Annotated in this window: 21 protein-coding genes; 10 read left to right on the forward strand and 11 right to left on the reverse strand. The window is 64.7% G+C overall.

Annotation, left to right across the window (positions count from 1 at the left end; genetic code table 11):
• Positions 1-5 precede the first annotated feature (5 nt).
• Positions 6-308 (forward strand): hypothetical protein, encoded by a 303-nt coding sequence (locus MTR64_RS01570; RefSeq protein WP_243990074.1) that lies wholly within the window; start codon positions 6-8, stop codon positions 306-308.
• 79 nt (positions 309-387) lie between these two features.
• On the opposite strand, the gene gatB is transcribed toward MTR64_RS01570, so the two are convergent.
• The 6 genes from gatB to MTR64_RS01600 form a co-directional block, all read right to left on the reverse strand.
• Positions 388-1887 (reverse strand): Asp-tRNA(Asn)/Glu-tRNA(Gln) amidotransferase subunit GatB, encoded by a 1500-nt coding sequence (gatB, locus tag MTR64_RS01575; RefSeq protein ID WP_243990076.1) that lies wholly within the window; start codon positions 1885-1887, stop codon positions 388-390.
• A gap of 154 nt (positions 1888-2041) precedes the next feature.
• The gene (gene gatA, locus MTR64_RS01580; protein WP_243990077.1) at positions 2042-3529 is read right to left on the reverse strand and encodes an Asp-tRNA(Asn)/Glu-tRNA(Gln) amidotransferase subunit GatA; all 1488 of its coding nucleotides are present in this window, start codon (positions 3527-3529) and stop codon (positions 2042-2044) included.
• 106 nt (positions 3530-3635) lie between these two features.
• Entirely contained in the window at positions 3636-3938 is a 303-nt protein-coding gene (gatC, locus tag MTR64_RS01585; RefSeq protein WP_188817805.1) for an Asp-tRNA(Asn)/Glu-tRNA(Gln) amidotransferase subunit GatC, read from the reverse strand.
• A 124-nt stretch (positions 3939-4062) separates the two neighbouring features.
• A complete protein-coding gene (locus MTR64_RS01590; RefSeq protein WP_243990079.1) occupies positions 4063-4590 on the reverse strand; it encodes an FKBP-type peptidyl-prolyl cis-trans isomerase in 528 nt (175 codons plus the stop codon).
• 155 nt (positions 4591-4745) lie between these two features.
• On the reverse strand, positions 4746-4952 hold the full coding sequence (rpsU, locus tag MTR64_RS01595; RefSeq protein ID WP_007011585.1) for a 30S ribosomal protein S21: 207 nt from the start codon (positions 4950-4952) through the stop codon (positions 4746-4748).
• A gap of 233 nt (positions 4953-5185) precedes the next feature.
• Positions 5186-5797, reverse strand: coding sequence for a hypothetical protein (locus MTR64_RS01600; RefSeq protein WP_243990080.1), 612 nt, complete (start codon positions 5795-5797; stop codon positions 5186-5188).
• A 209-nt stretch (positions 5798-6006) separates the two neighbouring features.
• Here MTR64_RS01600 and crcB point away from each other — a divergent pair, with 209 nt between their 5' ends.
• Genes crcB through MTR64_RS01630 form a run of 6 tightly spaced genes read left to right on the forward strand, consistent with a single transcriptional unit; the run spans position 6007 to position 9928 of the window.
• On the forward strand, positions 6007-6414 hold the full coding sequence (crcB, locus tag MTR64_RS01605; protein ID WP_243990082.1) for a fluoride efflux transporter CrcB: 408 nt from the start codon (positions 6007-6009) through the stop codon (positions 6412-6414).
• Positions 6411-7646, forward strand: a complete 1236-nt coding sequence (locus tag MTR64_RS01610; RefSeq protein ID WP_243990084.1) for an RluA family pseudouridine synthase — start codon at positions 6411-6413, stop codon at positions 7644-7646. Before crcB ends, MTR64_RS01610 begins: the two co-directional genes overlap by 4 nt.
• Positions 7643-8293 carry an HAD-IA family hydrolase gene (locus MTR64_RS01615; RefSeq protein WP_243990085.1) on the forward strand — a complete coding sequence of 217 codons (651 nt, stop codon included), beginning with the start codon at positions 7643-7645 and terminating at the stop codon, positions 8291-8293. Before MTR64_RS01610 ends, MTR64_RS01615 begins: the two co-directional genes overlap by 4 nt.
• Positions 8290-8505, forward strand: a complete 216-nt coding sequence (locus MTR64_RS01620; protein ID WP_243990086.1) for a hypothetical protein — start codon at positions 8290-8292, stop codon at positions 8503-8505. The genes MTR64_RS01615 and MTR64_RS01620 overlap by 4 nt, the downstream gene beginning before the upstream one ends.
• Positions 8502-9200 carry an ATP12 family chaperone protein gene (locus MTR64_RS01625; protein ID WP_243990260.1) on the forward strand — a complete coding sequence of 233 codons (699 nt, stop codon included), beginning with the start codon at positions 8502-8504 and terminating at the stop codon, positions 9198-9200. Before MTR64_RS01620 ends, MTR64_RS01625 begins: the two co-directional genes overlap by 4 nt.
• Complete coding sequence (locus tag MTR64_RS01630) at positions 9197-9928, forward strand: hypothetical protein (RefSeq protein WP_243990087.1); 732 nt, start codon at positions 9197-9199, stop codon at positions 9926-9928. Before MTR64_RS01625 ends, MTR64_RS01630 begins: the two co-directional genes overlap by 4 nt.
• 81 nt (positions 9929-10009) lie before the next feature.
• Here MTR64_RS01630 and MTR64_RS01635 read toward each other — a convergent pair whose 3' ends face one another.
• The 5 genes from MTR64_RS01635 to MTR64_RS01655 all read right to left on the reverse strand — a co-directional run bounded on the left by MTR64_RS01635 (position 10010) and on the right by MTR64_RS01655 (position 14413).
• Positions 10010-10567 (reverse strand): outer membrane protein, encoded by a 558-nt coding sequence (locus tag MTR64_RS01635; protein WP_243990088.1) that lies wholly within the window; start codon positions 10565-10567, stop codon positions 10010-10012.
• A gap of 308 nt (positions 10568-10875) precedes the next feature.
• Positions 10876-11487, reverse strand: coding sequence for an ABC-type transport auxiliary lipoprotein family protein (locus MTR64_RS01640; protein ID WP_243990089.1), 612 nt, complete (start codon positions 11485-11487; stop codon positions 10876-10878).
• Between the two features lie 23 nt (positions 11488-11510).
• Positions 11511-12449 carry an MlaD family protein gene (locus MTR64_RS01645; protein ID WP_243990090.1) on the reverse strand — a complete coding sequence of 313 codons (939 nt, stop codon included), beginning with the start codon at positions 12447-12449 and terminating at the stop codon, positions 11511-11513.
• A gap of 9 nt (positions 12450-12458) precedes the next feature.
• On the reverse strand, positions 12459-13301 hold the full coding sequence (locus MTR64_RS01650) for an ABC transporter ATP-binding protein (RefSeq protein WP_243990091.1): 843 nt from the start codon (positions 13299-13301) through the stop codon (positions 12459-12461).
• Positions 13298-14413, reverse strand: a complete 1116-nt coding sequence (locus MTR64_RS01655) for an ABC transporter permease (protein ID WP_243990094.1) — start codon at positions 14411-14413, stop codon at positions 13298-13300. Before MTR64_RS01655 ends, MTR64_RS01650 begins: the two co-directional genes overlap by 4 nt.
• 152 nt (positions 14414-14565) lie before the next feature.
• Here MTR64_RS01655 and MTR64_RS01660 point away from each other — a divergent pair, with 152 nt between their 5' ends.
• The 3 genes from MTR64_RS01660 to MTR64_RS01670 all read left to right on the forward strand — a co-directional run bounded on the left by MTR64_RS01660 (position 14566) and on the right by MTR64_RS01670 (position 19947).
• Positions 14566-17391 carry a valine--tRNA ligase gene (locus tag MTR64_RS01660; RefSeq protein WP_243990097.1) on the forward strand — a complete coding sequence of 942 codons (2826 nt, stop codon included), beginning with the start codon at positions 14566-14568 and terminating at the stop codon, positions 17389-17391.
• Between the two features lie 382 nt (positions 17392-17773).
• A complete protein-coding gene (locus MTR64_RS01665) occupies positions 17774-18517 on the forward strand; it encodes a 7-carboxy-7-deazaguanine synthase QueE (protein ID WP_243990099.1) in 744 nt (247 codons plus the stop codon).
• Entirely contained in the window at positions 18514-19947 is a 1434-nt protein-coding gene (locus MTR64_RS01670) for an MATE family efflux transporter (protein WP_243990101.1), read from the forward strand. The genes MTR64_RS01665 and MTR64_RS01670 overlap by 4 nt, the downstream gene beginning before the upstream one ends.
• The last annotated feature ends 2 nt before the right edge of the window (positions 19948-19949 follow it).

Genomic DNA, 19949 nt, shown 5'->3' on the forward strand with positions numbered 1-19949 from the left:
ACCGCATGACTGTCGCCGGAAGCTACGACTGCATCACAAAGACCCCGATGGGCCCGCAAAAGGGCGTGCTGACGATCGTGCCGGGTGAAGGCGATACCTTCACCGGGAACATCGCCGGAGACCTCGGCTCGATGGACATCAAGAACGGCACGATCAGCGGCAACACGCTGACCTGGCAGATGAAGATGACCATGCCGATGCCGATGGACCTCGACTGCACCGCCACCGTCGAGGGCGACGCGCTGACCGGCAAGGTCAAGGCCGGCATGTTCGGCACGATGGATCTGACGGGAACACGGCAGGGCTAAGGCTGCTTTCCAGAACACACGAAAAGGGCTTCGCAAGCATCTGCCTGCGAAGCCCTTTTCGTATGCCGAAAGCGCCGGATCAGGAGGCCAGCTTGGCCTTCAGGATCTCGTTCACCACCTGCGGGTTGCCCTTGCCCTTCATGGCCTTCATCGTCTGGCCAACGAAGAAGCCGAACAGGGCTTCCTTGCCTGCCTTGTACTGCTCGACCTTGTCGGCATTGGCGGCGAGGACCTTGTCGACTTCGGCTTCGATCGCGCCGGTGTCCGATTCCTGCTTGAGGCCTTCGCGCTCGACGATCGCGCCGGCATCGTCGCCGGTCTCCAGCATGATCTCGAGCACCTGCTTGGCGGCAGAACCGGAGATCGTGCCCCTGGCGATCAGGGCGAGCAATTCCGCGCCCTTCTCCGGCGTCACCGGCGACTCATCGAGGCTGGTGCCCGACTTGTTGAGCGCACCGAACAGTTCGGAGATCAGCCAGTTGGAGGCCTGCTTGGCGACTTCGGCGGGCTGCTTGCCCGCGGCCTTGGCGGTTTCAGCCAGCAGCAGCTCGAACCAGCGCGCGGTGTCGACATCGGCGGTCAGCACGCCCGCGTTGTAAGGCGACAGGTCCAGATCGCTCTCGTAGCGGTGGCGCTTGGCGTCCGGCAGCTCGGGTAGCGAGGCGCGGCAATCCTCGAGGAACGAGTCATCGAGTTCGAGCGGCAGCAGGTCCGGATCCGGGAAGTAGCGGTAGTCGTGCGCGTCTTCCTTGCTGCGCATCGAGCGCGTGGAGCCCGTGTTCGGATCGAACAGCCTGGTTTCCTGCACGATCTTGCCGCCGCCTTCGAGCACGTCGACCTGACGGTTCGCCTCGTGCTCGATCGCCTGCATCACGAAGCGCACCGAGTTCACGTTCTTGGTCTCGGTGCGGGTGCCGAACGGCTCGCCCGGCTTGCGCACCGAGACGTTGACGTCGGCGCGCATCGAGCCCTGATCCATGTTGCCGTCGCACGAGCCGACATAGCGTAGGATCGTCCTGAGCTTTGTCAGGTAAGCCCCTGCTTCCGCAGGCGAACGCATGTCCGGGCGACTGACGATTTCCATCAGCGCCACGCCCGAGCGGTTGAGATCAACGTAGGACATCGTCGGGTGCTGGTCGTGCATCAGCTTGCCCGCGTCCTGCTCGACATGGATGCGCTCGATGCCGATGGTCTTGGTCGAATTCTCGGGGTTCTTCTCGTCGAGAACGATCTCGATCGACCCCTCGCCCACCAGCGGGTGGTAGAGCTGGCTGATCTGGTAGCCCTGCGGCAGGTCGGCGTAGAAGTAGTTCTTGCGGTCGAACCGGCTCCACTTGTTGATCTGCGCATTGATCGCCATGCCGGTGCGCACCGCCTGACGGATGCACTCGCGGTTGGGGACCGGCAGCATGCCCGGCATCGCCGCGTCGACCAGCGAGACCTGCGAGTTCGGCTCCGCGCCGAACGCGGTCGCCGAGCCGGAGAACAGCTTGGACTGCGACGTGACCTGCGCGTGGACTTCGAGGCCGATCACGACCTCCCAGTCACCGGTTGCTCCCTGGATGCGGTATGTGCTCATTTGTCGTCTTCCCGCCGATTTGACCGGACAATCTGGCGCCAGAGGCCCTTCTTGTGCCGAGACCATTCTTTTTCGGTAATCTTTTGCCTACGAGGCCCGCTTGCCAGATCGCCAACAACTTCAATGAAGCCCATGACAATCTCGCCTAGGACACTCACCACCACTTATCAGGCTTCGCCGTAAACCCGGCCCGCTGTTCGATCGCGAGGCCCGCGTTCAGCACGCCTTGTTCGTCGAAGGGCTTGCCGATGATCTGCAGGCCCAGCGGCAGCCCCTCGCGGTTGAGCCCGGCCGGGACCGACATCGCCGGCAGGCCCGCCAGCGAGGCGGGCACGGCGAAGACGTCGTTGAGGTACATCTTGAGCGGATCATCGACGTTCTCACCCAGTGCGAAAGCGGCGCTCGGCGCGGTGGGCGCGAGGATCACGTCGCATTCGGTGAAGGCGTTCTTGAAGTCGTGGCTGATCAGCGTGCGCACCTTCTGCGCCTGCGTGTAATACGCATCGTAGAAGCCCGCCGAGAGCACATACGTGCCGATCAGGATGCGGCGCTTCACTTCCGCGCCGAACCCGGCGGCGCGGGTGGCGGCGTACATGTCCTGCAGGTTGGCGCCATCGGGCAGGTCGCGCAGGCCATAGCGCACACCGTCATAGCGCGCGAGGTTCGAGGACGCTTCGGCCGGGGCCACGATGTAATAGGCAGGCAGCGCGTACTTGGTGTGCGGCAGCGAAATCTCGACGATCTCCGCGCCCGCGTCCTTGAGCCAGGCGATACCGTCGTCCCAGCTCTTGGCGACGTCCTCGTCCATCCCGTCCATGCGGTATTCGCGCGGGATGCCGACCTTCTTGCCCTTCATGTCCGCCGAGAGGTTCACAGTCCACTCGGGCACCGGCATGTCGAGGCTGGTCGAATCCTTGGGATCGAACCCGGCCATGGTCTCGAGCATGATCGCGCAGTCGGTCACGTCACGCGCCATCGGCCCCGCCTGATCGAGCGAGCTGGCGAAGGCGACGATGCCCCAGCGCGAGCAGCGGCCATAGGTCGGCTTGATGCCGGTAATGCCGGTGAAGGCGGCAGGCTGGCGGATCGAGCCGCCGGTGTCGGTGCCGGTCGCCGCCGGGCACAGCCGCGCGGAGACGGCAGCGGAAGAGCCGCCAGAGGAGCCGCCCGGCGCCAACGCCGCATTGCCGCCATCGTTGCGGCGCCAGGGCGAGATCACATTGCCGAAATAGCTGGTCTCGTTCGAGGAGCCCATCGCGAACTGGTCGAGGTTGAGCTTGCCCAGCATGCCCGCGCCCGCATCCCACAGCTTCTGGCTGACGGTGCTCTCGTACTCGGGCTTGAAGCCTTCGAGGATGTGGCTGGCCGCGGTGGTCTGCACGCCGACCGTGGCAAACAGGTCCTTCATGCCGATCGGCACGCCGCCCATCTTGCCCAGCGCTTCGCCCGCAGCGCGCTTCGCGTCGATGGCCTTGGCGGCCTCGATCGCCGCGTCAGGAGTGGCGACGATGAACGCGTTCAGCGCGTCCTGCGCCGCCGCGACATTGGCATTGAAGGCTTCGGCCACTTCGACGGCGGTGAAGTCGCCCTTGGCAACACCGTCGCGGATGGCTGCTACGCCGAGTTCGGTAAGATCAGTCATGCTGTTTTCCAGCCGTTGTGTGCCGCCCTTGCTTCGACAAGCTCAGCATGAGCGGGGATAGTTTTGTTTCGTTTCCAAGACCGCTCATCCTGAGCTTGTCGAAGGATCACTCGATCACCTTGGGCACGCCGAAGAAGCCGTGTTCGGCTGCCGGGGCATTGGCCAGCACGGCATCGCGCTTGCCGCCGCCGGTGAGCGGATCGGCATCGATCACGTCGTCGCGCAGGCGCAGGGTGTTGGGGATCACGGCGGTCATCGGCTCGATGCCGGTGACGTCCACTTCGCCCAGTTGCTCGACCCAGGCGAGAATGCCGTTGAGTTCAGGCACCATCGCCTCAAGCTCTCCCTCGGATACCTTGATCCGGGCGAGGCTGGCGATCTTGGCCACGGTTGCGGTATCGACCGACATGGCGGTTCCTCAATGATGGCGGGACCGGCGGGCGGCCCCCAATATGAAAACAGGCTGAAAGCGGGCGCTAGCACCCGCTTCCGGCCTCATCAAGCAGTCAGGGAGCCAGTCAGCTCCCGGCCGCTCAGGGATGGGCCGGAGCCCCGGCGCCCTGTTCGCCATGCGCGCCCTGCATCTGCATCTGCTGGAGCTGCTGCATGATGCGCTGCTGCTGCTCGATCTCGGCGCGGCTCTTGAAGTCCAGCAGTTCGATCTCGAAGGTCAGGTCAGTGTTCGCCGGAATATCGCCCACGGCCTTGTCGCCATAGGCCAGCGACGAGGGAATCTCGACCTTGTACTTGCCGCCGCGCTGCATCTTCACCAGCGCCTTGCTGAAACCGGGAACGACTTCGCCCAGTGCCATCGGCACCTGCTTGGCCTGATCGAACACCTTACCGTCGGGCAGCGTTCCCTTGTAGTTGATCAGCACCACGTCATCCATCGTCGGCGAATCGCCGCTGCCGGCGGTCAGCGTCTCGACCTGGACGGCGGGCGGCATGGCGGCATAGGCAACGCCGCCGGCGGCCAGCGCGAGAGCGGCCACGCCAAGCCAGATCTTGGTGAGCGAGCCCTTAGCGATCGGCTGCAGCGGGACGCGGGTGATCTCAGTCATCGTCGGAAAGACCTCGTTGGGGTTCGCCCCGGACAAGTGCGGATACACAAAGGGCGCGGATGGAATTCCGCGCCCTCATGGCTCAAGCGGGCCTTGCGTTCAAGCGTGAACCCGCGATTTTGAGGTGCCCTGCGCAAATGCGCAGGAAACAGCGCTTACTTGACGCCGTCGCGCTCCATGCGCTTGCGCTCCAGCTTGCGGGCGCGGCGGACAGCAGCGGCCTTTTCGCGGGCGCGCTTTTCCGAGGGCTTTTCGTAGTGACGGCGCAGCTTCATTTCGCGGTACACACCCTCACGCTGCAGCTTCTTCTTGAGCGCACGAAGGGCCTGATCAACGTTGTTGTCGCGAACCATGATCTGCATAAACCGAAACACCTCACAAATCGAAGACCGGAGCCCCGCATGCCGACGCGGGGAAGGCCCTCATATAGAATACGAAATGACGCCGAATCCCACCGGGGTCGGCTCGAAGTTGGGGGCCGCTAGCACCGGACGGACGAAAAGGCAAGCAATCTTGCCGCAGATCTTGCCCTCGCCAATACTTGCAGCGCAGGGGAAACGCAGCTTTCCGCACGCTTGTACCACGGCCCCGCCCTTCACGCCAGCTGGTCGACGATAAGACCGCTGCTCGCAGTAGTGGTGGCGCTCGACGCCGAATACGTCGAACCGCTGGCCAGGCTCGCGCGCAGATTGTCCATGAAGGCCTGCATAGAGGCAAGCACGTCATCCACCGACATCGTCGAATCATCGCTCGACGCACTGTCCGAGCTGTCATCCGAGGAAGACGGCGGCGGCGGTGGCGGCGGGCCGCCCGGTCCACGCGGACCGCCGGGACCACCCATGCCCTGCATCCCGTCCAGACCTTCGGTACCGTCTATGCCGGCGATTTCCGTGCCGTCTTCCGAAGCAGCCATTTCCGGTGGCGTACCGCCGGCACCGGAGGGCCCCTGCGCGAACAGGCTCTGCAGCTCGGCAGCCTGGTCCTCGGTAAGGGTGCCGGCATCGACCTGATCGGAAATCAGCGAATCGATACGGTCCTTCATTTCGGACGGATCGAGCTTGCTCGAGGACGTTCCGCTGCTTCCCGTCCCCAGCGCGCTGTCAATCGAATCGAGCGCGCTTTCCAGTGCCGTGGCATCGGTTTCGCTGATCGATCCGGCCTCAAGCGCTGCCGAGATCTTGTTATCCATATCGGTACGGGGATTCATGGGCGGGCGTTGCATGCCCGCCGAAGACATGACTTGCATACTTCGGTCTCCAATAACTGGAGTGGGGTCGCATCCCTGCGGCGGGAGTAGCCGGTCATGGATAAGACTACCTCAACCAGCTCTAGGCAAATTTCCCTATTTATGGACACAAAGAGCCCCTGCGCGTGGCGGAGATTGGAAATCCGCGCATTCGCGGCTAAGGCGGCCCCATGCCTCAACCTTCCTTTATAGCGGCCTCGCTCTTCGTCGCGCTGGGCGGCGGTACCGGCGCATGGCTGCGTTTTCTCGTCGGCCGGGCCTGGACCGCCATGATCGGCCCCATTCGCGCGAGCGAGTTTCCCTTTGCCACGCTCACCGTGAACGTGCTCGGCAGCCTGTTCATGGGCCTGCTGATCGGCTGGCTCGCCCGCTTTGGCAGTCATGGCGAAGGCACGAGGCAGTTCCTCGCCATCGGTCTGCTCGGCGGCTTCACGACGTTCTCCTCATTCAGCCTCGACATCGTGACGCTGACTGAACGCGGACAGCTCGGCCTTGCCGCGTTCTACACCAGCATTTCGGTGATCGCGGGCGTCGTGAGCCTGTTCCTCGGCCTCGCGATCATGAGGCACGCCGCATGACCGAAGCCGTCCGCCAGTTCACCGTGGGCCATGACGACGACGGGGTACGCCTCGACCGCTGGTTCAAGCGCCACCTGCCGCAAGTCGGCTTTGCGATGGTCTCGCGCTGGGCGCGCACCGGCCAGATCCGCGTCGACGGCAAGCGCGCCGATGTCGATACGCGGCTCGAAGCGGGGCAGGTCCTGCGCGTGCCGCCGGGCGGTGACGTGAAGGCCGACGGCAAGCCTGCCCGTCCCAAGCGCGAGCTGACCGAAGAGGAAATCGAACTCGCCGATTCGATGGTGCTGACGCAGGACCGCGCCGCCATCGTGCTCAACAAGCCACCGGGACTTGCCACGCAGGGCGGTTCGGGGATGAAGCAGCATGTCGATGGCCTGCTGGATGCTTTCGCCAATGACGGCCCGCGTCCGCGCCTCGTGCACCGCCTCGACAAGGACACTTCGGGTGTCCTCCTGATCGCCCGCACGCCGGGCAGCGCCGCCTTCTTCTCCAAGCGCTTTTCCGGGCGCTCGGCCAAGAAGATCTACTGGGCACTAGTGGTGGGCGTGCCCAGCATCTCCGATGGCATGATCGAACTGCCGATCGCCAAGCAGCCCGGCACCGGCGGCGAGAAGATGCATGTCGACGAGGAAGGCGGCCAGCCCGCGCGCACCCGCTACCGCGTGCTCGACCGCGCCGGGAACCGCGCCGCCTGGGTGGAACTGCATCCCCTCACCGGCCGCACCCACCAGCTGCGCGTGCACATGGCGGCGATCGGCCATCCCATCGTCGGCGACGGCAAGTATGGCGGGCAGGACGCGTTCCTCTCGGGCACGATCAGCCGCAAGATGCACCTGCATGCCCGCCGCCTGATCATCGAGCACCCGGACGGCGCCCCGCTCGACGTGACCGCGCCGCTGCCCGAGCACTTCGCCAATTCGATGGCCAATCTCGGTTTCGACGAGGCGGATGGCGCCGAACTGCCTCCCGCGCCGCCCGAGGCGACCAAGGCCGACGAGAAGCGCGCCGCCAAGGCCCACGCCAAGGAATACCGCAAGGAACGCCGCGGCGAGCGCCGCAAGCGCAGCGACAGCCCCTCAGGCCGCGTTCGCTCCGGCAAGCCTGCAGGCAAGCCCGGTTCGAAGGGCCCCGGAAAGCCCGGCGGCAAACCGTCCGGCCGCCCGACCTGCCCCGGCGCGCGCAAGCCGGGCGGCTCCGCGCCACGCGGGTCATCCCCCCGGGGTAAGCGGTGAAACTCGCGGTCTTCGATTGCGACGGCACCCTCATCGACGGGCAGGCCTCGATCTGCGAAGCGATGGAAAACGCCTTCGCGGCCTTCAACCTGCCTGCCCCGCCGCGCGGACAAATCCGCCGCGCGGTCGGGCTCTCGCTGCCGCAGGCAATCCGCCAGCTCCTGCCGGACAGCACACGCGAGCAGCAGCATGCGATGGCCGATGCCTACAAGGACGCCTTCCGCACCGCGCGCACCGAAGGCCGCGTGGAGCAGCCGCTGTTCCCCGGCATCGAAGACCTGCTGCGCACCCTGCACGGCGCGGGCTGGACGCTTGCCGTCGCTACCGGTATGTCCGACCGCGGCCTGACACATTGCCTTGCCAACAACGGCATTTCGGACCTGTTCGTCTCGCTCCAGACCGCCGACCGCCATCCGTCCAAGCCGCACCCGGCGATGCTGGAGGAAGCGCTGTTCGAAGCGGGCGCCCTGCCTGAGGAAGCCGTGATGATCGGCGACACCGCCTACGACATGCAGATGGCGGTCAGCGCGGGCACCCGCGCGGTAGGCGTCGACTGGGGCTATCATCACCCGCACGAACTGGAAGCCGCCGGTGCCGAGAAGGTGGTCGAGACACCTGCCGAACTGCTGGAATACCTAAGCGCATGAGCGAGAAAGACCCCGCCGCCGGACGCTTCGCCGCGATCCAGATGACACGCCTGATCGGCGTCGCCTGCGTGGCGTTGGGCATCGTCTTCGCCACGGACCGCGTCCTGCCGAACCTGCCTGACTGGGTGGGCTATATTCTTATCGCCAATGGACTGGTGGACGTGTTCGTGATCCCCCAGATCCTCATCCGGAAATGGCGCAGCCCGAAATGAAGCGTTTCTACAAGAGCGTAACGGTCGAACAGGCCGCTGACGGCTGGCGCGTGCTGCTCGACGGGCGCAGCATCAAGACGGCGGGTGGCCGCGCACAAGTGCTGCCGACGCAAGCCCTCGCCGAGGCTTTGGCGGCGGAATGGGAGGATCAGGGCGAGGAAATCGACGCCGCCCGCTTTCACTTTCGCGATCTGGCCGATTTCGCCATCGACGCCGTCGCCACCAGCCGCGCGCAGGTGATCTCCGATCTGTTACCCTACGCCGAAACCGACACCCTGTGCTACCGCGCCGATCCGGACGAGGCGCTCTACAAGCGCCAGCTCGAAGTCTGGGAGCCGCTGCTAGCGGGCGCAGAAGCGCGGCTGGGCGTGAAGTTCGCCCGGATCTCGGGCATCGTCCACAAGCCCCAGCCCACCGAAACCCTCGCCCGGCTGCGGCAGGAACTGGAAGCCGAGAGCGACTTCGCCCTTGCCGCGCTCAAGATGCTCTCGAGCCTTGCCGCATCGCTGACGATCGCCATCGAGGCCGTGCGCCCCGGCGCCGATGCGGACGTGCTGTGGAAGGCCGCCGAACTGGAAGCCGACTGGCAGGTGGAACTCTGGGGCGAGGATTGGGAAGCCACCGAACGGCGCAAGGCCCGCTTCGAGGCATTCACTCTGGCGATGCGGGTGGCGGAACTCTCCCGCACGACATGAAGCTTGTCTTCAGCCGCAAGGGTTTCGACAGCACCGCGGGCGGCGCGCCCTCCCCCATTGTCGGAGGCGTTCCGGTCTCGCTGCCGATCCCCACGCAGGGCCGCTCGCGCACGACCTTTGCCGATCGCAGCCTTGGCGAACTCGTCGCCCAAACCACGCGCGGCAAGCTGACCGGTGCGGACCTGTGCCATGACGATCCGATGTTCGCTGACAGACTATGCTGGTTCGGCCAGTGCGGCGCGGCGCAGGGGCATCTGGCAAAACACGGCGTCGGCCCCGGCGACCACTTCGTGTTCTTCGGCCTCTTCGCCGATCCCGAAACCGGCGAGCGGCATCACCGCATCTTTGGTCATATGGAAGTCACGGCCATGGGCGGCCCCGGCACTGTCGAAAAATCGCCGCACTGGCAGGAACCACCCCGGCACCATCCCCACCGTGAGGGAGACTGGCCCGCCAACAACACGATCTGGTTCGGCCCCGGCCAGACCTCCCGCAGCGCCCCCGATGCCCTGCGCCTGACCGTGCCCGGCGGCCCGCTCAACCTCTGGACGGTTCCGCCCTGGCTGAAACGCCAGGGCCTGACCTATCACGACAAGCCGGACCGCTGGCGGCGCGGCGGACTGCTCGATTCCGCCAAGCGCGGACAAGAATTCGTCTGTGACATTGGCCGCGCACGGGAACCGCGCCGCTGGCTGGATGGCGTGATCGCGTTGATCGAAGGCACCTGATACGGAAAAGCCCGCCCCGGACGAACCGGAACGGGCTTCCCGACGGTAGCAGGCCGAAGCCCGCCCCCATCCTTCTTGAGATCAGAACTTCGCGCCGAGCGCGACGATCGCGTTGTGGCGGCTGATGTCGGACTCGTAGTTCGAGTAACGGTATTCGGCCTTCAGGAAGAGGCGATCACTCAGGTCGTACTGGTAGCCCGCGCCGAGACGGAAACCGTCACCGTTGGCGCCGTCCGAAGCGGAATCAACGCCGTCCGTGTAAGTCGCGCGGATGCGGGCGTTGGTGTAGCCGCCCAGAACGTAGAGCTTGCTCTTGTCGCCGACCGAGGTGCCGAGACGGACGACCGCCGCCAGATCGCGGCCGGTCTTCACGCACAGACGGTCACCTACGGTGAGGACGTCGCTGGCGCATTCCTTGACCGTGCTGTCAGCAACGGTGCCCTGAATGCCGACGAACATGCCGCCCGAAAGCGGAAGGTCGTAGCCGGCCGAAATGCCGTAGTTCACGCCTTCATCGGATTCACCGTCCACCGACACCGAATCCAGGCCGGTTTCGACCTGCACGAACGCCTGGGCGTTGGCGGCAGCGGGAATGGCGAGCAGCGCGGCAGCGGCGCCCGCAATGGCGAACTTCTTCATGGTAACTCCTGCTTGTACTTATCGCCCGCACCGGGATCCGGCAGCGGGGAGGCGCCGCTTAGAGGAGAAGAAATTCCCGTGAAAACAATTTTTTGAAAATCTACCGCAACAAAAACGTCATAGTTGCGCTAAAGCAACAACCAGCCAACTACAAAAACAAAAAATCCTTCAGAATTCGGCCAATTCAATCAATTTCAATTCGACAGGTCATTTGGTCATTTTTATTTTTTCGATGAAATGTCATCTAAAACCGACGAACACCTTACCCGTACATTTTGGGCGACATACTTACTCGAGCCAAACCAAGCTCAACCGCCCTTGATCCAGTCCGCCACTTGCCGCGCCACGTCGTTGGCCGCCTGATTGAGTGCCGGGCCGACATATTTGGCCTTGGGCTCCACGCCGGTCACCACGGCCTCGAACCGCTTGGTGACGACCTCGCTGCCCGGCGCGCCGCTGCGAATGGCGTCGAACCGCACGACCACCGCACCACGCGGCACATCGTAGCCCATCTCCAGCAGGCGCCCGCGCAAGAAAGTCTCGCCCGTTACTTCGAAATCTCCACCTTCGACAACCAGCCTGCCGGTCTCGGTGCGGACTGTTTCGGCCAGCAGCGAGCGGAACTCACGCGCGGGCTTTTCAATCCAGGCGGCGTTCTGAAGATACGCCAGCTGCGAGGCATCCACCCGCACCGGAATGCGCAGGACGTCGAGGCTGCGGTCGGTCTCCGGGTCCATCACGACGATCGCGTCGCTCAGCTTGCCACTGGCCGTCGCGCCCGTCGGCGCGGTCTCCTCCGGCGTCAGGCGAAACAGCTGCTCGGGCGCCTTTTCGCCAAGGCTGATGCACCCTGAAAGGACAAGGCAAGACACGGCGAACAGCGCGCCTTTGAGGATACCGGGTGCAGCCGCAGGCCTCATCGCTTTTCCCATCATCGCCCCATTCACGGTTTGTAGTCGGGCAGTGTCTGCCCCTTGATCAGGGCGCCAGCACCCTGCTCGTCGATCTTCTCGGTCACGTTGCGCAGCGCCTTGCTGGTCGCGCGTAAGTCGCGGATGGCCGCTTCAGCCGCCGGCAGCGTACTCTGCGAAACCCGATCGAGCGCTGGCTGCGCGTGTGCCATGGTCTTGTTGAGCTGATCCATCGACTTCTGTGCCGAAGCCAGCGTCTGGCGCAACTGCACGGCGAGCGAATTGCCTTCGCTGCCCAGCAGGTCGCTCGCCTTGTCGGACACGCCCTGAAACGAGGCCAGCGTCTGGGTTGCCTGATCAAGAGTGCCCTGCAGCTCGACCAGCGTCTTGCGTACTTCGGGTGCGGCGACGGCCAGATCACGCGTCATCTTGTTTGTATTCTGGAGGATACCGCCAATCGCCTTGCGGTTATCCTCGGACATCAACAGGTTGAGATTCTCGGTCAGTGTCGCCAGCCGCTCCATCAGCAGCGGGGCATTGGCCAGCACTTCGCTGAGCCCGCCCCGGGTGGTGGGAATGACCGGCACGCCTTCCGGTCCCGGCTCGGTCAGCAGCGGCGCGCCTTTCTTAGCGCCTTCCAGCTGGATGTCGGACACACCGGTAAAGCTGCCCTGTATCGTCGCCGAGGTGCCGATGGTGACCGGCACGTGCTCATCCACCTTGATCCGTACGCGCACAAAGCTGGGATCCTTGCGCCACAACTCTATCCCCTTCACCTGACCGACACGCACGCCGGAATAGGCGACTTCCGACCCCTTCGCGAGCCCGTCGACCGACTGCTTGAAGAAGATGTCGTATTCGTTCTGCGCGCCCTGGTTCAGCCGCGCGAGCCACAGGACAAAGGCCGCCAGCGCCGCCAGCAGCACCAGCGTGACAGCTCCTACCCAGACATTATTGGCCCGTGTTTCCATGCCCTAAGCCTATGCCCCCGTCTTGCCTGTGCTGTCCATGGCGCTTTCCACTTCGGGATCGCCCTTGGCCGCCAGTGCCGCCCGGCCACGCGGGCCGTTGAAGTATTCCTGAATCCACGGGTGATCGAGCGCGAGCAGTTCCGGGATCGTGCCGACCGCGATCACCTGCCGGTCGGCGATCACCGCCACCCGGTCGCAGATCGCGTAGAGCGTGTCGAGATCGTGGGTAATCAGGAAAACGGTGAGTCCCAGCGTCTCCTTGAGCTCGCGCGTCAGGCTGTCGAACGCGGCCGCGCCGATCGGATCGAGGCCGGCGGTCGGCTCGTCAAGGAACAGCAGCTCCGGATCGAGCGCCAGCGCGCGGGCGAGGCCGGCGCGCTTCTTCATGCCGCCTGACAGTTCGCTCGGATACTTGTATGCCGCCTCTTCCGGCAGGCCGGACAGGCGCACCTTGAACCGCGCGATCTCGCTTCGCAGGTCCGGCGCTATCTCCGGGTAGAACTGCTTGAGCGGCACTTCGACGTTCTCGCCCACGGTCAGCGTGGAGAACAGCGCGCCGCCCTGGAACAGCACGCCCCAACGCGAGCGGATGTCGATCCCCGCCTCCTCGTGTGGCTGGAGCATGTCGTGCCCGAGCACTTCGACCCGGCCTGCAGTGGGATGCTGCAGCCCGATGATCGAGCGCATCAGCACCGACTTTCCGGTGCCCGATCCGCCGACGACGCCAATCACCTCGCCCTTGCGCACCCTGAGCGAGAGATCCTCGTGAATCACGTGTTCACCAAAGGCATTGCGCAGGCCTTCGACCACGATCGGGTATTCGCCCTCATAGCCGCCTGACAGATCCGTCATTTCCAGCCGATCTCGGTGAAGAAGATCGCGAAGAACGCGTCGAGCACGATCACCGTGAAGATCGCGGTGACCACCGCCTGCGTGGTGCGGGTGCCCACTTCCTCGGCGTTGCCGGATACCTGCATGCCCTGATAGCAACCGAGCAGCGCCACGATCAGCGCGAACACCGGAGCCTTGATCAGGCCGATCCACACGTCGGTGATCGGCACCACTTCCTGCGTGCGTTGCAGGAAGGTCCAGAACGGGATGTCGAGCGCGAAGTTCGAGATGAAGGCGCCGCCGATGATAGAGAGCACCGCCGAATAGAACCCGAGCAGCGGCATCATGATCATCGAGGCGAGCACGCGCGGCACCACCAGCGCTTCCATCGGCGAGACGCCGATCGTGCGCATGGCGTCCACTTCCTCGGTCAGCTTCATCGTGCCGATCTGCGCGGCGAAGGCCGATCCCGAGCGGCCCGCGACCATGATCGAGGTCATCAGGATGCCCAGTTCGCGCATTGACAGACGCCCGGTCAGGTTGATCGTGTAGATTTCGGCCCCGAACTGCTCGAGCTGCACCGCGCCCTGCTGCGCGATCACGATGCCGATGAGGAAGCTCATCAGCCCGATGATCCACAGCGAGTTGATGCCCACATACTGCATGTGGTGCACCAGCGCCGTACCGCGCAGCCGCGAGGGATGGCGCAGGGTGGTGAACAGCGCCGCAACCAGTTCGCCCAGAAACGCGATGGATTGCAGGAAACCATTGCCCCAGCCGATCATCACATTACCCACGTCGCCCAGCGTGCGCATCAGCAGCGAGGGACGCGGTTGCGGCTCCGCCTCGTTCTCCTGCATGTTTCCAAGGGCAGCGAACAGCCGCCGCGCCTGTTCGCTGGCACCGGTCGTCTCGATGCCCCGATCGCGCGCATAGCTCGACACGAGCCAGGCCCCGGTGGTGTCGATGTCGGTCACTTCGGACAGGTCGATGCGCTGAAACTGGCCGTCGAGCGGCCGCAGCCGCGCGTCCAGATCTCCCAGAGAAAAGACGCGCAAGTGCCCTTTCAGCGCCAGTGTGCGGACGCTGCCATCGTCGCTCTCCGACAGGGTAAATTCCGCGTAATCCCGCATCCCGGCCCGTATTGAGGGAAAAAGCGTGGACCGGCAAGTGGTTCCACGGCTGCGATGAACTGTGTCACCATTCGTCATGAAGCATCCTTGCGGCGAAAGCATGGCACTCTCGCCTTGCGCGCAAACCCGCCCGCTGGCAAAGCGCCCGCGCCATGACAGAAACCACGCCTGAAACCGCCCTGGACAAGACTTTCGACCCCGCCCAGATCGAGGCGAAGTGGTATGCCCACTGGGAAGAAAACGGCCTGTTCCACCCGGAACGCCCGGACGCGCAGCCCTTCACCATCGTGAACCCGCCGCCGAACGTCACGGGCAGCCTGCACATCGGCCACGCGCTCGACAATACGCTGCAGGACATCGTCATCCGCTACGAACGGCTGCGCGGCAAGGACGCGCTGTGGGTGGTGGGCACTGACCATGCGGGCATTGCCACGCAGATGGTGGTCGAGCGCCAGATGGAGGCGAAGCAGGACAAGCGAACCAACTACACGCGCGAGCAGTTCATCGACAAGGTCTGGGAGTGGAAGCACGAGAGCGGCGGCACCATCACCGGCCAGCTCCGCCGTCTGGGCTGCTCGATGGACTGGAGCCGCGAGCAATTCACCATGGACCCGCACTTTACGAAGGCGGTGGTGAAGGTCTTCGTTGACCTCTACAATCAGGGCCTGATCTACCGCGACAAGCGGCTGGTGAACTGGGACCCCAAGCTCAAGACCGCGATCAGCGACCTCGAGGTGGAAACCCGCGAGGTCCAGGGCGGCTTCTGGCACTTCAAGTATCCGCTCTCGGACGGATCGGGCTTCATCACCGTCGCCACCACGCGCCCGGAAACGATGCTGGCCGACATGGCCGTGGCCGTGAACCCGGAAGACGAGCGCTACAAGGCGCTGCTGGCGCGCAAGGCGACCGTGATCCTGCCGATCACCGGGCGCGAGATCCCGATCGTGGCCGACGAGCACGCCGATCCGGAACTGGGCTCGGGCGCGGTGAAGATCACGCCGGGGCATGACTTCAACGACTTCGAGGTGGGCAAGCGCGCCGGGTTCAAGCCCGCCGGGATGCTCAACATGCTCGATGCCGAAGCGCATGTCTGCCAGACCGCGGACGGCCTCATCCCAGAACAGTTCCTCGGGCTCGACCGCTTCGAGGCGCGCGAGCAGATCGTCGCCGAGATGAAGGAACTGGGCTTCCTCATCCCGCACGTGGTGAAGGACAAGGAAGGCAACGACGTCGAGCACGACGCCGAGCCGCGCACGATCCAGACGCCCTACGGCGACCGCGGCGGCGTGGTGATCGAGCCCTGGCTGACCGACCAGTGGTACGTCGATGCCGAAAAGCTCGCGCAGGCGCCGATCGAGGCGGTGCGCTCGGGCGCGATCGAAATCGTCCCGAAGACCTGGGAAAAGACCTTCTTCAACTGGATGGAGAACATCCAGCCGTGGTGCGTCAGCCGCCAGCTCTGGTGGGGGCACCGGATTCCGGCGTGGTATGGGCCTGACCTCTCGAACCCCGACAACTTCAAACAACCGCAATCTGGCAACAGAACATACGTTCCATTCGTAGCTGCTCAGGAAGACCAAGCGCTGGCGTTAGCCAGAGAATACTATGGCCCAGACATTGAAGTCTGCATCCCTGAATCCGGTGAAGGCGAATACCTCTATTCGGTTTCCAATGGTCAGCTTAGTTCTGTGACTCTGACACGTGACCCGGACGTTCTCGACACCTGGTTCTCCTCCGCGCTGTGGCCCTTCGCCACGCTCGGCTGGCCGGACGATGCCGAACTGGTGAAGCGCCACTACCCCAACGACCTGCTGATCTCCGGCTTCGACATCCTGTTCTTCTGGGATGCACGCATGGCGATGCAGGGGCTGCACTTCATGAAGGAAGTGCCGTGGAAGCGGCTCTACCTGCATGGTCTCGTACGCGCGGCGGACGGGGCGAAGATGTCCAAGTCCAAGGGCAACGTCGTCGATCCGCTCGGCCTCATCGACCAGTACGGCGCCGATGCGCTGCGCTTCTTCATGGCCGCCATGGAGAGCCAGGGCCGCGACGTGAAGATGGATGAGAAGCGCGTCGAGGGTTACCGTAACTTCGCCACCAAGCTGTGGAACGCCGCCCGCTTCTGCCAGAGCAACGGCATCGGCGCGAGCACCTCGGTCGCCGCGCCTACCGCCACCAGCGCGGTCAACAAGTGGATCATCGGCGAAGTCGTCGAGACCCTCGCCGAACTCGACAAGGCGATGGCCGACCTGCGCTTCGACGCAGCAGCGAACACCGTCTATCACTTCGTGTGGGACCAGTTCTGCGACTGGTACATCGAACTGGTGAAGGGCAACTTCGACGAGGAGACCAAGGCCGTCGCCGGCTGGGTGCTCGACCAGATCCTCGTCATGCTCCACCCCTTCATGCCCTTCGTCACCGAAGAGCTGTGGAGCAAGATGGGCGACCGGGAAGGCTATCCGCTGATTACCGCCGCGTGGCCTGCTCCCGAGGCGACGGTCGATGCCGATGCCAAGCGCGAGGTCGAATGGCTGATCGCGCTGATCGGCAACCTGCGCGGCGCCAAGGCCGAACTCGGCATCGCGCCGGGCGCGCGCCTGACGGCCTACCTCGCAGATCCCTCGGACGCGACCAAAGCGATCATCGGGCGCAACGGCACGGCGGTGGACCGCCTCGCCCGCCTCGATGCGATCCATTTCGAAGCGGCGCCGGCGGGCGCGGCGATGCAGGTCGGCGCCGGCGATGCGATGCTGACGATCCCGCTCGAAGGCGTGATCGACATCGCCGCCGAAAAGGCCCGTCTCGAAAAGGCGCTGGCCGCCTCGCAGAAGGAAGCCAAGTCGCTCGAAGGCCGGCTGTCGAACCCCAAGTTCGTCGAGAAGGCCAAGCCTGAGGCGGTCGAGAAGGCTCGCGCTGATCACGCCATGCACGCGGCGGAAGCGGAACGGTTGGCAGCTGCGCTCCAGCGACTGGGGTAAGAGCATAACGTCCTCCTCCCCCTTGATGGGGGAGGGATACGAAGGCTTGGCAGCTTGTCTGCCTTGCCGGAGTTGGGTGGAGGTGAAGACGAGCGCCACGCTTCGTCGTCACCCCCCTTCCAACTGCGCCTAGCCTCGCTGCGCTCGTCAAGGCTTAGTATCCTTCCCCCATCAAGGGGGAAGAACAACAGTGCCCCAACCGCAATTTCATTTTCCTACCCGCACAGCTTCTGCCACTCTGGCGCAATGTCCGCCCTGCCCCGCCTCCACCCTGCCTCTTCCACACAAGGTGACAGTCCGGCGCAAGGTGACACATTCCTTTCCCTCTGGACCGTGTAAAGCGTGTCAACCTGATCTGTAACCTTGTGACTTTCACACCCCCATGCTGACTTTGGCCACCACCACTCCGGGCGAACCGGAACTGTTCGCCTCGCTGCAGGGCGAAGGCCCCTCGATCGGGCGGCCGAGCACCTTCGTGCGCCTCTCACGCTGCAACCTCGCCTGCCAATGGTGCGACACCGCCTACACCTGGCGTTTCGAGGGTGATAACCGCCCGCACCGCGACGACGCGGCCTTCGAGCGCAACACCAACCAGCTCACCATGGGCGAGGAAGCAGTGGCGCAGGCCATTGCCGCGCTGCCGCCGGACCGGCTGGTCATCACCGGCGGCGAGCCGCTGTTGCAGGGCGCAGCACTGGCCCGCATGGTGGAAGCACTGAACCGCATCCGGCCGGGAATGCACATCGAAATCGAGACCAACGGCACAGTCGCCCCGCACGCCGCGCTCGATCCCATGGTCCACCAGTTCAATGTCAGCCCCAAGCTGGCGCATAGCGGCAATCCGGCCGATCTGGCCCTGATCCCGGAACGCCTCGCCGCATGGGCCGCCGATCCGCGCGCCGTGTTCAAATTCGTGGTGGCGGAACCCGGCGATCTGGCCGAAGTCCTCTCGCTACAGGAGACTTTCGCCATTCCCGGCGACCGGCTGTTCCTGATGCCCGAAGGCCGCTCCGGCGATGTCCTGCGCACCCGCAGCATCTGGCTGGCGGAATTCTGTTCGCAGAACGGTTTACGCTTCACCGATCGCTTGCACATCCACCTGTGGGGAGACACGAGAGGAACATGAACGAGGCCTCCCCCATTCCAAGCGGTGAAGATCCCACCTGCGAAACCGAAGTTCCGCCGCAGGAGCTTCCCACGATCAGGGGCGACCTCACGCAGGGTCCGATCCTGAAGACGCTGCTGCTGTTCTCGGTGCCGATGCTGCTGTCGAACGTGTTGCAGACCCTGAACGGCTCGGTCAACGCGATCTGGGTCGGCCGGCTTCTGGGCGAAAGCGCGCTGGCCGCCACTGCCAATGCCAACGTGCTGATGTTCCTGCTCTATGCCGCGATCTTCGGCTTCGGCATGGCCACCACGGTGCGCATCGGCCAGCATTTCGGCGCACGCGACATCCTGGCCGCGCGCAAGACGTTCGGTTCGGGCACGGGCTTTTCCGCGGCACTTGCGATTGCCGTGGCCATCGCGGGGTGGGTCTACGGCCCCGCCATGCTCCACGCGATGAGCACGCCCGATGCCAGCAGGGAAGAAGCCCTGGCCTACCTTCGGGTGATGTTCTTGGCGCTGCCCATCGCGTCGGTCGGCCTGATGGTCTCGATGGCGATGCGCGGCGCGGGCGATTCCAAGACGCCGATGTTCGCGATGATCCTGACGGTGGTCATCGACGCCGTGCTCAATCCGGTGCTGATCATGGGCTTCGGCCCGATCCCGCAACTGGGCATCACCGGGTCTGCGGCGGCCACCGCCTTCGCCAACATCGCGGGGCTGGTCTATCAGGTCTGGCGCATCTACCGGCAGGACCTGCCGATGCGCCTGCGTGGGCACGAACTGGGCTATTTCCTGCCGCGCAGCGAGGACTTGCGCTACATCGTCACCAAGGGCCTGCCGATGGGTGCGCAGATGCTGATCGTCTCCTCCGCCAGCCTGATCATGGTCGGTCTCGTCAACCGCGAAGGGCTCGACGCCGCCGCTGCTTACGGCGCATCGCTGCAGCTGTGGAACTACCTGCAGATGCCGGCCATGGCGATCAGTTCGGCGGTCAGCGCCATGGTCGCGCAGTCGCTGGGCGCGGGCGATCATGGCCGCGTCGGCAAGGTGACGATCACCGGCATGTTCACGAACCTCGTGATGTCGACGACCGTGGCAGCACTGATCGTCGGCTTCGACCATACGCTGCTGGCGCTGTTCCTGGGCGGCGACAGCCCGGCCATGCCGATCGCCGAACATATCCAGCTGGTCTGCACGGCTTCGTTCGTGATCGTCTCGATCACCGTGATCCTGACCGGCACGATGCGCGCCTATGGCGCCGTGGTGGCGCCGCTGGTGATCATGTTCCTGGGGCTCTATCCGGGGCGTCTGGGCTTCTACTGGCTGGCGCGTCCGGTGATCGACAGCGAGGCGGTGTGGTGGGCCTATCCGGTCGGCTCGGTGCTGACCGTGGTGCTGACGCTGGGCTACTACCGCTTCGGCAAGTGGCGCAGCGCGTTCAGCATGTGAGG

The organism is Novosphingobium album (ex Hu et al. 2023), from assembly GCF_022832385.1.
GTDB lineage: Bacteria > Pseudomonadota > Alphaproteobacteria > Sphingomonadales > Sphingomonadaceae > Novosphingobium > Novosphingobium album.

Coding starts and splice junctions, on each gene's coding strand:
- MTR64_RS01590 (WP_243990079.1), bottom strand. CDS start 4,590: ATGACTGAGATCACCCGCGTCCCGCTGCAGCCGATCGCTAAGGGCTCG.
- MTR64_RS01670 (WP_243990101.1), top strand. CDS start 18,514: ATGAACGAGGCCTCCCCCATTCCAAGCGGTGAAGATCCCACCTGCGAA.
- MTR64_RS01620 (WP_243990086.1), top strand. CDS start 8,290: ATGAGCGAGAAAGACCCCGCCGCCGGACGCTTCGCCGCGATCCAGATG.
- MTR64_RS01645 (WP_243990090.1), bottom strand. CDS start 12,449: ATGGAAACACGGGCCAATAATGTCTGGGTAGGAGCTGTCACGCTGGTG.
- MTR64_RS01640 (WP_243990089.1), bottom strand. CDS start 11,487: ATGAGGCCTGCGGCTGCACCCGGTATCCTCAAAGGCGCGCTGTTCGCC.
- MTR64_RS01600 (WP_243990080.1), bottom strand. CDS start 5,797: ATGAATCCCCGTACCGATATGGATAACAAGATCTCGGCAGCGCTTGAG.
- gatB (WP_243990076.1), bottom strand. CDS start 1,887: ATGAGCACATACCGCATCCAGGGAGCAACCGGTGACTGGGAGGTCGTG.
- gatA (WP_243990077.1), bottom strand. CDS start 3,529: ATGACTGATCTTACCGAACTCGGCGTAGCAGCCATCCGCGACGGTGTT.
- MTR64_RS01650 (WP_243990091.1), bottom strand. CDS start 13,301: ATGACGGATCTGTCAGGCGGCTATGAGGGCGAATACCCGATCGTGGTC.
- crcB (WP_243990082.1), top strand. CDS start 6,007: ATGCCTCAACCTTCCTTTATAGCGGCCTCGCTCTTCGTCGCGCTGGGC.
- MTR64_RS01635 (WP_243990088.1), bottom strand. CDS start 10,567: ATGAAGAAGTTCGCCATTGCGGGCGCCGCTGCCGCGCTGCTCGCCATT.
- MTR64_RS01655 (WP_243990094.1), bottom strand. CDS start 14,413: ATGCGGGATTACGCGGAATTTACCCTGTCGGAGAGCGACGATGGCAGC.
- MTR64_RS01625 (WP_243990260.1), top strand. CDS start 8,502: ATGAAGCGTTTCTACAAGAGCGTAACGGTCGAACAGGCCGCTGACGGC.
- MTR64_RS01660 (WP_243990097.1), top strand. CDS start 14,566: ATGACAGAAACCACGCCTGAAACCGCCCTGGACAAGACTTTCGACCCC.
- MTR64_RS01610 (WP_243990084.1), top strand. CDS start 6,411: ATGACCGAAGCCGTCCGCCAGTTCACCGTGGGCCATGACGACGACGGG.
- rpsU (WP_007011585.1), bottom strand. CDS start 4,952: ATGCAGATCATGGTTCGCGACAACAACGTTGATCAGGCCCTTCGTGCG.
- MTR64_RS01665 (WP_243990099.1), top strand. CDS start 17,774: ATGCTGACTTTGGCCACCACCACTCCGGGCGAACCGGAACTGTTCGCC.
- MTR64_RS01570 (WP_243990074.1), top strand. CDS start 6: ATGACTGTCGCCGGAAGCTACGACTGCATCACAAAGACCCCGATGGGC.
- MTR64_RS01630 (WP_243990087.1), top strand. CDS start 9,197: ATGAAGCTTGTCTTCAGCCGCAAGGGTTTCGACAGCACCGCGGGCGGC.
- gatC (WP_188817805.1), bottom strand. CDS start 3,938: ATGTCGGTCGATACCGCAACCGTGGCCAAGATCGCCAGCCTCGCCCGG.